This window comes from Paenibacillus sp. Y301, assembly GCF_059445505.1.
This window is the reverse complement of record NZ_JCAIUL010000009.1, coordinates 208,794-221,659: the sequence shown is the minus strand read 5'-3', so window position 1 is coordinate 221,659 and position 12,866 is coordinate 208,794. Positions and strand designations below refer to the sequence as shown.

Annotated in this window: 9 protein-coding genes and 1 pseudogene; all 10 read left to right on the top strand. The window is 40.5% G+C overall.

Going from position 1 to position 12,866, the window contains the following annotated elements; genetic code table 11:
* Positions 1 to 214 precede the first annotated feature (214 nt).
* The 10 genes and pseudogenes from AC1D69_RS16955 (at position 215) to AC1D69_RS16910 (ending at position 12,801) form a co-directional block, all read left to right on the top strand.
* A complete protein-coding gene (locus tag AC1D69_RS16955) occupies positions 215 to 1,807 on the top strand; it encodes an extracellular solute-binding protein (protein ID WP_495457321.1) in 1,593 nt (530 codons plus the stop codon).
* Complete coding sequence (locus tag AC1D69_RS16950) at positions 1,800 to 3,620, top strand: sensor histidine kinase (RefSeq protein WP_495457320.1); 1,821 nt, start codon at positions 1,800 to 1,802, stop codon at positions 3,618 to 3,620. The genes AC1D69_RS16955 and AC1D69_RS16950 overlap by 8 nt, the downstream gene beginning before the upstream one ends.
* An 18-nt stretch (positions 3,621 to 3,638) precedes the next feature.
* Positions 3,639 to 5,249, top strand: coding sequence for a response regulator transcription factor (locus AC1D69_RS16945; RefSeq protein ID WP_495457319.1), 1,611 nt, complete (start codon positions 3,639 to 3,641; stop codon positions 5,247 to 5,249).
* Between the two features lie 198 nt (positions 5,250 to 5,447).
* The gene (locus tag AC1D69_RS16940; RefSeq protein ID WP_495457318.1) at positions 5,448 to 6,404 is read left to right on the top strand and encodes an ABC transporter permease; all 957 of its coding nucleotides are present in this window, start codon (positions 5,448 to 5,450) and stop codon (positions 6,402 to 6,404) included.
* 18 nt (positions 6,405 to 6,422) lie between these two features.
* Positions 6,423 to 7,346: a carbohydrate ABC transporter permease gene (locus AC1D69_RS16935; RefSeq protein ID WP_495457317.1), complete on the top strand. Its 924-nt coding sequence runs from the start codon at positions 6,423 to 6,425 to the stop codon at positions 7,344 to 7,346.
* A 123-nt stretch (positions 7,347 to 7,469) separates the two neighbouring features.
* Complete coding sequence (locus AC1D69_RS16930) at positions 7,470 to 8,963, top strand: extracellular solute-binding protein (RefSeq protein WP_495457316.1); 1,494 nt, start codon at positions 7,470 to 7,472, stop codon at positions 8,961 to 8,963.
* Positions 8,964 to 9,111: 148 nt separating this feature from the next.
* Positions 9,112 to 10,445 (top strand): IS3 family transposase gene (locus AC1D69_RS16925; protein WP_495457315.1). Its coding sequence is split into 2 segments (ribosomal slippage): positions 9,112 to 9,496 and positions 9,496 to 10,445, totalling 1,335 coding nucleotides; the frame shifts between segments, so codons are not numbered across the junction.
* 264 nt (positions 10,446 to 10,709) lie between these two features.
* A complete protein-coding gene (locus tag AC1D69_RS16920) occupies positions 10,710 to 11,978 on the top strand; it encodes a hypothetical protein (protein WP_495457314.1) in 1,269 nt (422 codons plus the stop codon).
* 158 nt (positions 11,979 to 12,136) lie between these two features.
* Positions 12,137 to 12,292: pseudogene (locus AC1D69_RS16915) on the top strand (IS1595 family transposase); the annotation flags it as partial.
* Complete coding sequence (locus AC1D69_RS16910) at positions 12,292 to 12,801, top strand: hypothetical protein (RefSeq protein WP_495457313.1); 510 nt, start codon at positions 12,292 to 12,294, stop codon at positions 12,799 to 12,801. The pseudogene AC1D69_RS16915 and the gene AC1D69_RS16910, both read left to right, overlap by 1 nt.
* Positions 12,802 to 12,866 lie beyond the last annotated feature (65 nt).

Below are 12,866 nucleotides of genomic sequence, written 5' to 3'. Positions count from 1 at the left end.
TAGGGTAGAAGGATGACCATTTATGGTAAAATGATGCGCTATTATGTAAGACTTTACTATCGGTCTAGTAGGGAGAGACTCATGGGTCTGAATAGGATTGATGTTAATGAATGGAAGAAGAGGATAGATTCCTTGCGTCGAATTATCGTGTTTAAGAAAAGCGAGGTATTCAGATCGACTGTTTGCAGCTCACCATTTGGAAGGAGAGAAGAATATGCAAGAAAATAAGATTCGAATCAGTAACTCGGCTACAGGAATAAGAAGACCTACAATCATCAAACCAATGCAGTCGAAAATCTTATTATCTTCCATTCTCACAGCTACCTTATTCTATTTGTGCACAGGTTGCGAGTTGTCTAGCCATAGGGAAGTGAATAACAGTATTACATCGGATAGGCCTTTGATATCCATTGTAATAAATAACCTCGGAATGGCCTTTCCTGACGGGATGGATGAGAATGACAATCCCTATCTGAATTATATTGAGAACATGAACGGATTAGAAATTAAGGTGATCACACCGTCTCCGGAAGTGTATGAGGAGAAGTTGGATGTCATTATGACGTCTGGCAATTTGCCTGATTTGCTTCATACGTATGATCCTGTATGGTTTGACCAGTATACGAAGAAGAAAGCTTTTATTCCCTTAGACGATCTGATTAGTCAATTCGGTCCGCATCTCATGGATAAAATTCCAAATGAGGTGTGGGATAGAGTTCGATATAACGGCAAAGTCTATGCCATCCCCAGCTTGAATGAGGTCGTTGGTAATGAACTTATGTACGCCCGTAAGGATTGGCTGGATCGAGTGGGTTTGAAGCCCCCTGTTACGCTGGAAGAGTACTACGAAGTCATCAAGGCTTTTACCTTAGATGATCCTGACGGTAACGGAAAAGATGATACCCTGGGGCTTATCCTGATGACGAACATGGGACGTTCTGCTCCATTTTTCGGTGCTTTCGGAACACAGTTGGATACCTGGTTCGAGAGAGATGGACAGTTGATCTACGGGAGCATCATGCCGGAGACCAAGGAAGCGCTGGCTTATCTGGCCCGATTATATCAGGAGCATTTGCTCGATCGTGAATTCCCTCTAAATCTGCATAACAATCTGTACGATAAGGTTGAGAACGGAAAGGTGGGGCTATTCTCAGCGACATGGTTTGACACCCGTGGTCCTATTGCTGCGAATCGGATAAAGGATCCTAATGCGGAGTGGATTTCTCTAGAGTATCCTACAGGTCCCAAAGGTGAAAAGGGTGTGAAAAACGAGGATATTATACGTGGTTATAACGTGATACCTGTCGGAACGAAGCATCCGGAACAGGTTATCAAAATGTTGGATTTCATAGCTGCTGATTATAAGAACTTGAAGTTGGGCTTCGAGAATGAAATCTGGACGATGGAGAATGGGCGTATGGTAACGGATTTCGAGATGCATGACAAGCACCTGTACAGAGGTATTTATCAATCCTTAGTAGACGTGTCGGACCCTGTGTTATTTAAGGAACGTCTGAACTCGTTGGGTGATTTTTATCTATATGATAACCTCCAGACGATTGGAGAGAATCTCATAATAAATGCGTTTTACGGTGTTCCTACGCCTGCCATGAGTAAATATGACAAACAGTTGAATGAGCTGCAGAATGTGCTGACCAAAATCATTATGGGAATCGAGCCTTTGGATGCCTATGACCAATATGTAGAGGAGTGGAAGCAACAGGGAGGAGATGAAATAACTAAAGAGGTGAACGAGTGGTACAGCAAGCATAAGGATGACGGAGGGGGAGAGGGTTCATATGAGTAAGCTACTGCGCTGGACTCCGGAACGCTTCTCCCAAAATATTCAGGTCCGGCTTACTGGCTATTTCCTGCTCATACTTCTTCCGCTGGTTGTCGTCAGTTTGTTTGCGATTGAGAAATCTCGGGATATTCTCTATAAACTAGCAGTCGAACGGACGCAGGTGGCACTATCCTCAACGATGGATTATATTGATCTTGCGCTGCAAAACGTTGAAGAAATCTCGACAGTGATTGCTTCGGATCCCAGTATTATTGATCTGTTGAACAAGAATGGTTCGAACCTACCACCGGAATCTATCGTCGATTTCTCCCTTATTCTCAAGCAGTTATCGAATTTAAATTCTGTTAATCGATTTCTGTCCCAAATTTCTGTCTACCACCAATCCACTCATATGCTCATATCGACTGACTTTGGAGGACGTCGGATTACCTCAGAACCACAACAGGAATGGCTGGTTGAGGCCTCTAGAGCTAACGGCACAGGGCTACGCTATATGCTCGCTGATACACAGGTTGCAGAGGGGACAACGCTTGGTACCATGCTGAATACGGATAGTCTATCACTGGCGCGCACCATGGATTTGTACAATACAGATCGTCAATCCAATCTATTGATTATGACCTTTAATAAGAATAAGTTGCTGAGCGTAATCAAGACTCTGCTCCCATCAGCAAGCACTCGGATAACGCTGCTTAATGAGAGGGGCGAGGTAGTGGTGGGAACAGATACAAGAGGTAAAACGGATGCGCAACCTATATCTGATAACGAAATGGCGGTTACGATTGACTCGGAGTACTCACTCTGGAGACTTACCCTGGTCCAGCCGAAGAAAGAACTGTATGAGGAGACAGATCAGTTGCGCATGTTTACCTATACGATTATTGTCATTAGCATACTGCTGGCTGTTGGTACCTCATGGGTAGTCTACAGCGGAATAGCATCACCCGTACACAAGCTCTCCCGCGGCATGAAGCAGCTCGGTAACGGTAAGTTGAATACCAGGCTGGAGAATAAACGGAAGGATGAATTCGGATTTCTAATTGATTCGTTCAACCAAATGGCGATTTATCAGAAGCATCTGATCGAGGATCATTACGAGCAACAACTTCGGATGACCACCACGGAACTTAAATTTTTGCAATCTCAGATTAATCCACACTTTTTGTATAATACACTAGATTCCATCTACTGGATGGCTAAAAATTACGATGCTGAGGAAATCAGCGAGATGGTGATGAACTTATCAAAATTTTTCCGCTTGAGCTTGAATAAGGGCAAGGAAGTGTTCTCCATCCAAGAAAGTCTTGCCCATCTGCATTACTACATTCGGATACAGCAGCTACGTTTCCTCGACAATTTCAAGGTTGAATATCAGATAACGGAAGAGAGTAAACCGGTTCTCATACTAAAGCTAATGCTTCAACCTCTGGTAGAAAATGCAATATTACACGGTATGGAAGGACGTATCAGTGGCGGACTACTGAGCATCTCCAGTTGGATTGACAACAATCAAATGATTAATATCAGCGTAAAGGATAATGGACTAGGGATAAAAGGGGAGAGGCTTCATTATATCCAGAATGAATTGAAACAGATGGGGATGCGTAGCTTTCCCTCCCTCTCTCAGGATGAAGAAAATGTTAAGGATTTGTTCGGTCTGCGTAATGTGTATACCAGAATGCGACTGTATTATGGCAAGCAGTCAGATATGACAATCAGCAGTGTACAGGGAGAAGGGACTATTGTCACGCTGTCCATACCTCTTGATCATTGCAGGGATAACTTGCAGCATCAGCTAGGCCATATCACGAGCTAAAGGAAGGGGGAAACCGAAATGAATTTGATGATCGTTGAGGATGAACCGCGCTTGCGCAATGCACTGGGACATAACATACCATGGGAGGATCATGGGATTGATTTGATAGGACTCGCATCCAACGGGCTGGAGGCGTTACAGCTGATAGAGCATAAGAAGCCTGATATCATGATTATTGATGTGCAGATGCCGGAGATGGATGGACTGACCCTCGTTCGTAAGCTGCATGAACAGCAGGAAATGAAGTTTTTTATGAAAATAATTATATTGAGCGGGCACGATAACTTCACCTTTGCGCAGGATGCGATGGAGCATGGGGTTTTCCGATATTTGCTCAAGCCGGCAGGTGAAGAAGAGATTGTGGAGGCGGTCCTTGAAGCTAGACAGCAGCTTAGAAAAGAACTGGAGCAGTGGCAGAGCAAGGTGGTACTGGAGCAGAAATGGAAGGATCATCTACCTAATCTGCAGAATAATTTTTTTCAACATTGGGTCAATGAGAAGTTTAACAACTGGGAAATATTAAAAATTAGTAAAGATCTCTACATCGATCTAAAAGAGGATGACCAGATCGCAGTAGCCGTTGTGGGTCTTGATCCGATTCCGGATCATGACAACCGGTTCAACTCCCAAGACATGTTACTGTTGCAATTCACGATGCAATGTATGGCTAACGAATTATTATTTCACCCCTCCTGCTGGGTAAGTACAGATGCTAACCAACTGCTACTGCTTGTATTCATCATGGAGGAAGGAAAGTCTCCAAAGGAATCAATGATCTTCATCAACTCGTTAGTGGTCAAGCTCTTGTCCCAGACGAAGGCGATACTCAAACTTACAGCAAGTGCAGGGATCTGCTCTTCCACAGGGAGCCTGGAGGAAATGGGGCAGCTATACGTACAAGCGTTTAGAGCGCTGCAAGAGCGGATGGTTTACGGGCCTGACATTGCCATTCCATATCGGGAGCTACCTAAGCAAAATCAGCAACATCTAGTTGCCCAACAAAGATTGGAGAAGATGCTTGAGATCGCTCTGGAAACCGCAGATGAGGTGAAAGCGCTGGAGGCGTTGTCTGGATTGTGGGAGGAAGGGGTTAAGCAGTCGGAATCAGCAGATGAAGTTCATGAAGTGGTACTGTATCTGAGCAGTCTATTCATTCGAATCATTCAGAAACAAGGCTGGATGGTCAAGAATGTAGTTGAGGAGGACATTATCTATTTTCAGAATGTAAAATTGCTCAATACTCAGGTGCAAACCTGGTCATGGCTGAAGCGAACGGTCAAGCATATTACAACCTATATGCAGAAGCAGCGGCGAACGACAAGCAATCTGGTGGTCAAAGAGATTCTGAAGATATTGGATTTGGAGATGGACCAGGAGATAACGCTTCACACGGTTGCAGACCGCTTATATGTCAATTCGTCTTATTTGAGTCGGTTGTTCAAACAAGAGATGGGGGTCGTCTTCTCTGCTTATGTGCTGGAGCGTAAGATGGAACGGGCCAAAACGAAATTACTGGAGGGTTTAAAGGTATATGACGCTGCCCGCATGGTTGGATACCGTGATGTCAGTTATTTCACCAAAGTATTTCGCAAATATTGGGGTGTGAACCCTGGTGAATGCAAGCCATAATCGCATAACTCTTAACCTGAAATACTCTTCAATAGAGAGCTTCAGGTTTTTTGTTTTCTGACACTCTGCACTCATATCTCAGAAACTAAACATCAAAGTACCAGAAATAGTAATGACTCTCATCTACTTATCGAAATGATTTGAGTCTAAAATTTTAAGTAATAAATATGACACTACTACTTTTAGAGGGGGAACGATATGAAGCCTGCGATGGATAAGCTACCGTGCTCCCATCTCCGCCAAAGCTATATGAAGCGGCTGTGGTCGGATATATGGAGGGAGTGGGATTTATATTTACTACTAGTTCCTGGCATTTTGTTTATCCTGCTGTTTAAGTATACGCCTATGTACGGCATTATTATTGCTTTTAAGGATTTCAACATTTTTACTGGTTTTGCAGATAGTCCTTGGGTAGGTGGTAAGCATTTTGCGAAATTATTTACCTCGGCTGATTTTACGCTTGTTTTCATGAATACAGTCATTATCAGCTTTCTGAAAATAGCTATTCTGTTCCCACTGCCTATCATCATCGCATTAATGTTGAATGAAATGCGGCACATGCTCTTCAAACGAGCGATTCAGACTGTCATCTATCTCCCTCACTTCTTATCATGGGTTATTGTTAGCGGACTATTCATCGATCTTCTATCAACAAATGATGGACTTATAAACAAGCTCTTGATTGCTATGAATTTGGAGTCAGTCTCATTTTTCATGGATAACAGCGTATTCCGGAGTGTTCTGATTACTTCAGCAGGGTGGAAGGAGACCGGGTGGAGTACTATAGTCTATCTGGCGGCTTTTACGACCATAGATCCTGTGCTCTTTGAAGCATCCAAAATCGATGGAGCTGGCAGGTTGAAGCAGTTATGGCATATTACTCTACCGGGAATCGCACCGATTATTATTCTGATGTTTATTCTACGCTTGGGAAGTATTCTGGAGGCTGGTACCGAGCAAATTCTCGTGATGTACAATCCAGTCGTGTATAAAGTTTCAGATGTTATAGGCACCTACGTATATCGGATGGGGCTTGGTAATCAGGATTACAGCTTCACAACTGCAGTCGGTATGTTTGAAGCTGTTATTTCATTCACGCTTGTCATCACTGGTAATGCCTTGAGTAAAAAATATTTACAGCGTGGAATCTGGTAATAGGAAGGAGGAATTCACATGAGTATTCGTCTAGCAGTTAAACAGAAGTGGGCAGCGGGCACTAAAGGAGAGTTTAAAAGTTCATTGGGAGAAAAGGTATACACTGTATTTAACTATACTTTTTTTATCTTGCTAGGGATCACTACGCTGTTTCCCTTCATCAATCTGATTGCCAAGTCCTTCAGCAGTGAAGAAGCTGTAATATCGGGTAGGGTGGGCTTGCTACCTGTAGGATTTCAGTTTGGTACTTACGGATATGTGTTGCAGGATTCGATGTTTCTTAATTCATTGAAAATATCTGTCCTTTTGACCATTATCGGAACTTTGCTTAGTCTTCTTCTGACAACAATGACAGCGTATCCGTTATCAAAGGTCAGGCTCAGGGGGAGAAAGTGGTTTCTTCTGATGTTTATCTTCACTATGCTGTTCAGCGGAGGTTTAATTCCTACCTATTTACTGATGAGCAACTTGAATCTGGTCAACACGCTCCCGGTATTGTTTCTTCCCGGTATGGTGAATGTGTTTAATATGCTAATTATCAAAAACTATTTTGAAGGACTACCTGATTCGCTGGAGGAATCAGCTAAGCTGGACGGCGCTGGTAATATCCGGATCTTGATCTCGATCGTCTTGCCGCTGTCGATGCCAGTGCTTGCTACTATTGCATTATTCTTTGCTGTAGCCTTCTGGAATGATTACTTTGCTTCAATGATTTATATTACGGATCCAGGATTGAAGCCGTTGCAGCTGTATCTGAAGGAATTATTTGTGGCCTCAGGAGGAGAATTTCTCAAGGATAATGTGGACGCTGCACTGAATACGACTCCCCAATCTATTCAAGCGTCTTCTATTCTGCTGGCCACGATTCCCATACTGTGTGTCTATCCCTTTCTACAGAAGTATTTCGTGAAAGGTGTTCTAGTGGGGTCAGTCAAGGGTTGATCCAGATAGCTTAAAGGATGGTGATGCTCCTAACTTTTTTCGTTATTGTGAGGAAAGAGCGCTCTTATTATTATTTTTTTGAATCCATTTGTAATTCAATCTATTTATTCTAGGAGGTCGAGCATGAAGAAAAAAATAGCGAACATTGCCCTTGTTCTGGGATTAAGCTTAGTCGTTGGTGGCTGTAGTAGTGGGACTACGAATACAGGCTCAAATAATCAAAGAGGCAATGAAAGCCAGAATGAAGGAACCAAACCAGCTCTACGCATGATTATGCAGTACGGCCTGTTCGACCCGAATAAAGATTTTACAGGCAAATATATTCAAGAAAAAACCGGATATGAGATCAAATATGAAATGCTGCCCGCTGAAAATGCTGATGAAAAATTGAATTTGTTGGTAGCCAACAAAGAAAGCTTTGATCTGATGAAGCTTAATGCGGCACAGTTCTACAACCTCGCCACAGCAGGTGCCCTTGAACCATTCGACGAACTGCTTAAAGCGCATGGGAACAATATCAATCAGGCGATCAAACCCGATTCATGGGGCAGTGCAACGATTGATGGAAAGGTCTATGCATTACCGGAGACAGGAGCAGGTGTCAGTATTGGGGAGGAACTGGTTGTCAGACAGGACTGGTTGGATGAGCTTGGGCTGAAGATACCTACTAATCCTGACGAGTTATATTCCGTTCTCAAGACAATCAAGGATAAGAAAGGTATTACCCCCCTTACAGGCAGTAGAGACTCCATCTATGGGGATATTGCTGCTGCCTTCGGCGTACTTACGGATTGGAAGGAAGTAGACGGAAAGCTCGTGCACAAAGCTGAGCAGCCTGAGATGAAAGCGTTTCTGGAATACATGAATAAACTGTACAGTGAGGGTTTACTGGATACAGAAATGCCTATCAATACAGCACCCAAAGCAATCGAGAAATTCTCTAGTGGCCAAGCCGCAATCTACAAATTGGCCTGGTGGAATGCGGGCAGTACGATTAGTGCACTAAGTAATAATTTCCCCGATGCGAAAGTGTCTGTCATTCCTTACTTAAGTGGTAAGGATGGTAAAGCGTCTATTGGAGCGGTGGCTAATACGACTTGGTTCATCGCGATTCCTAAAGCCTCTAAACACAAAGAAGATGCCATGAAGTTATTGAACGCAAAGCTGGAGCCAGAGACGTTCAAAGGGATGGCGATCGGTGCAGAGGGGATTCATCATGAGGTGAAGGATGGGAAATATTATCCTATTTTGCCCAAATTCAATGATGAACTGAATAATGCTAGTGCTTTCATGACGGGTGTTGATGAAGAAAAATATCCAACGTATTGGCAAGCGCGCGTACGTAAAGATCCTGTGCTTCAAGCCTATTATGAGGAGTTTCAGAAAAATTCAGAAGGAATTATTATTGTGGATCCCATGTCATTGGCACCACCTATTGATGCGGTGTCCAAAAACACGCTGAAACTAAACAAGCTTTTAGATGATAACGTATTGAAGTTTATTGCTGGATCGGAGCCGATAACCTCCTATGAGAAGTTCCTGGATCAATGGCATTCTGAGGGTGGTACTGATATGGTGATTGCTGCTAATGAGTGGTATGAAACGACGAAAAAATAAGATAATGGAAGAACAAGCTATGAGAGTATAATCTAAGAAAGCTGTTGTCGGTATTAAACTGTACCCTATAGAGTAGACACTTTAAAAAGGTCTACCCTGTAGAGTATTTTTGTTTATACTAAGAAAAAAACTATCGGAGCGAATAAAGATGACCAAACGATTATTTACGGAAAAAGAACAAACACAACTAAAATGTAATCCCCATGTTCAAGCTGTTAGTAACAAAGCCATCACGTATACAGATGAGTTTAAACGGATATTCATTGCAGAAAATGAGAAAGGAAAGCTACCAAGAACTATTTTTGAAGGAGCAGGTTTGGACATTGAACTAATCGGCTTAAAACGCATTGAATCTGCAGGTAAGCGCTGGCGTGCAGCTTATCGTGAACATGGAGCTGAAGGTCTACAAGATACAAGAAAAACAAACTCAGGTCGCCCCTTAGAACGAGAGTTAACATTAGAAGAAAAAAATTCACGACTAGAAGCACAAAATCGTTTATTACAAGCGGAGAATGAACTTTTAAAAAAGCTCGATCTACTCGAAAGGCAGATGTTGAAGAAGAAATTAAACTTGTAACAGAACAGAAATTTGAATTCGTTTATCGAACGATTAAAAAGTATCAGTTAAAGCGCATGGTACGCTATTTGTGTGAAATGATTGGTGTATCTCGTTCTGGTTACTATAATTATTTCCATGAGAAATCAGTGCAAAAGCGTATAGCACACAATGCAGCAGATGAAGAAGTAAGAGAAATTATTTTAAAAGCCTATCATTTCCGTCGAAGAAAGAAAGGTGCGCGTCAAATTAAAATGACGTTAGAAAATCAGTACCACATTACTTACAACTTAAAACGAATTCGTCGTATCATGAAGAAATTTAATATTTTCTGCCCGATTCGAAAAGCAAATCCTTATCGTCGGATGGCGAAAGCGACACACGAACACCGTACTTGTCCAAACCTCCTGCAGCGCCAATTTAAGCAAGGTATCGCAGGCAAGGTATTATTAACGGATATCACTTACTTAACCTACGCTTACGGTAAACGTGCTTATTTGTCGACGATTAAAGATGCCGAAACGAATGAGATTTTAGCCTATGAAGTATCCGATAAGATCACCTTAGATATTGCCTTAGATACGCTACATCAACTAAAACGCAATCATTCGCATCTCACGCAAGATGCATTTATTCATTCGGATCAGGGATTCCACTATACAAGTCCCCATTTACAAATTTTGGTAAATAAAATGAAATTAGGACAATCTATGTCACGCCGAGGAAACTGTTGGGATAATGCTCCACAAGAATCTTTCTTTGGTCATTTTAAAGATGAAACAGATTTGAAAAACTGTGAGACATTAGACGATGTAAAACGAGAAGTGAAAAGTTATATGATCTATTACAATCATTATCGAGGGCAGTGGAACTTAAAAAAGCTACCGCCTGCAAAATACAGACAGCAGCTTCTTCAAGTTGCCTAGCTTTTTTTGAAATGTCCTTTACAAAGGGTACAGTTTATATTCGACAATAGCTTTTTTAGTTCAAATCACCAAACGTATAATACATATTGTGTAGACTGGCATTTAGATGGAATAATGAATGGTAATATAGCAACAATAAGGTAAATTCGATTCATAGTCATCTTACGGATTCTTTTTCATCATTTATTCTATTGGCACCCTACCAGTCCTAGTTAATCGAGATTGATAGGTCTATCATACGTTTGTAGAAATGAGGTTGTTGGCATGGACTTAAAGTTAAAAGCTCTAATTGATTCTACTAAAGAAAAATTCGGATTAGATAACTATGTTTTACATAGACAGACGTTTTATCGAAACCTTAACCTCTTCAATGAAACGGAATATACATTATGTATGGAGTGGTTCCCTACTCATATCTTAGAGCAAGAGGATGAGGATCTCAATCCAGTAGGAACAGCTGTGATTCATATTAACGTGAATAATGGCTTCTATGAAAGTGTTATTTTTGTTGGAGGAAAGTCTTATGCGAGAGGAAATACATTTAAAGAGCTAGATAAGACTGAAATTATAAAATGGGTTGAAAATGAAACAGGACTGATATATGGAACACACTTTCAGCAGATAAAAGATGGAGAAAGGGAATATCGGTTTCAAGAATGTGTCGATCATATTCCTGTATCGCCATCTGGGAATATTACAATTACATTCGATGAAGAAGGAAAGCTCACTACATTTTATAAGTACGGTCATTTCTTTTCTAAGGGATGGGTGACTGGAGAGAAGTATTCACTTTCTCTTGGGGACATAGAAGAGGTTGCGATGTCACAATTGAAACTTTTTGAAATACCTGCATACGATCAAAAGGCGTTAATCCTCGCATACGGATTAGAAGAAATCTATGTTACCAATGATAACAAATCAACTGTACCTTTTGAATCTAACGTAAATATAAAGTCGTATGTGGTGATAGACAAAATCATGAGTTGGACAACTTCGAACGAGCAACGGTTTGAAAGAAAGATATTAAATTGGATTGAAGAAATCACAATTGAACAAGCATTTTCTAATGAACCGCATCCTGATTCATTTCCAATAACCAAGCTTGAGCAAGATAAGAGTATTCATGCCGTTATAGATTTTTTGCGCCAAGTATATCCTAATGATACGGAAAAATGGACACTGAGTATCTTACATCGTGACAAAGGAAATATCCTTGCAACCTTGAAAGTCGATAAACAAGACAATCGCATATCTCAAAGAAAACTTAAGATTATCATTGATGAAGAGAGATTTGAAGCTATTAATTATATGGATAACGAGTCTTTATTAGAAACATTTCATCAATTTCAAGCGGCTAATGAAATAACGATTAATAAGCAAGAAGCATTTGAACAAATCAGAGAATGGATTACTTTAGAGCCTTATTATGTTTTTGATTCTAAACAACAGCGATACATCTTATGTGGATTAATAGACTGTAATTACGTTGTGAATGCATCCAATGGTGAAGTGATTTCATTAAATAATTTATAGATTTCAATTCTGGGGAACACTATCGCCATCTTGGAAGACGGTGGTACTATGAAGTTTTCCTGCATCATGTTAGTTGTTTTATTGTTAAAGTTACAAGTTGTTCTGATAAACGTTTCCAATGCCAAAGAGTTTTAACCTGTTGGTTTTTGAAAAAAAAAAAATATCTTGACAATTACCTCGCTTGGTTCTTGTTCGTAGATAGCCATAGTAATGAAACCACAAAACATAATATAAAAGAGTTTCTATTAACATCATTTGTATTTGAAATTATGGAAAAAAACGACAGTTTACGCTTATTAAAATTCAGTGCATAGTGCTTATTAAACTAATTAAGGAGGGGATTATTATAAAAAAATATATTCCGATTGTGTTGCTTTGTTTCACTTTAATATTATCGGCTTGTACCCAACGTGAAGAAGACACACAAGAATATTCAGGAATTATTGTTGATGGTAAAGTTATGGGCTATGAGTACACCGTAACCAAAGAGGGAAATTCATTCTCTTGGAAGGTAGGTTACAAAGGAGATATAACCACTATCGAAGAAAGTATCGACAATAAAGATGAATTACAAAATTTTATGATGGCTGTAAGTAATATTAAATTGATACTTTCAAAACTAATCATATCGTTATCATACTTTATTATTGTTGCAGTAATTTCGGTTTTCCTTTATAAGAAGAACAGAAAAACACTTAGAGATGTTGCAATTGTAGTTGTATTAGCAAGTAGTATTGCATTATATATTGCTATTGATGCATCTTTTGATTTAAGTATTGAATTACAAGATATTAAACTTCACTATCTAAGGCTAACTAATTGAGATAATGAGGAAACACCATAAAAATAATGTTTCCTTTAAATTGTTTGCCCTATTATCAACATTTA